At 72.4% G+C, this 381-nt stretch carries 1 pseudogene; it reads left to right on the top strand.

Going from position 1 to position 381, the window contains the following annotated elements:
* Positions 1–43: 43 nt before the first annotated feature.
* A pseudogene (locus tag D7Y04_RS43775) lies at positions 44–381 on the top strand (deacetylase); the annotation flags it as partial.

Raw genomic sequence — 381 nt, 5'->3', positions numbered from 1 at the left:
CGGGCTCGCGCTCTCCGCGCCCCTGTTGGAACTCTTGATGCTCATGGCCCGTCGCATCGGCGCTGAGGCCCTGGCCCTCACGCCCTCCACCTTCGCCGCCGCGAGCGTCTATGACCGGCGCTTCCTCTTCGTGGACGGCGCGGCCCAGGGGCGCTTCCTCGCGTTGCGCGGCGCTGGCGGCAAGCGCCCTCGCTGGCTGCTCGCGTGGGCCGTGGAGCTGGGCTGCATGCGCGACGCGGAAGGGCAGCCGCTCCCCTTCACCCCCATGCCCATGTTGTCTCCGCTCAGTCGCCGGCTGATCCGCTCGTTCGACGCCAAGGCCTGGGCCGAAGCGCGCGAGCAGACGGGGCGACAGGTGGTGACGCTCGACGAGGAGGCGCT

Origin of the sequence: Corallococcus sp. AB038B (assembly GCF_003668955.1) — a bacterium.
Classification (GTDB): domain Bacteria; phylum Myxococcota; class Myxococcia; order Myxococcales; family Myxococcaceae; genus Corallococcus; species Corallococcus exiguus.
The sequence above is the reverse complement of the archived record's forward strand: the minus strand, read 5'-3'. Positions and strand labels throughout refer to the sequence as shown.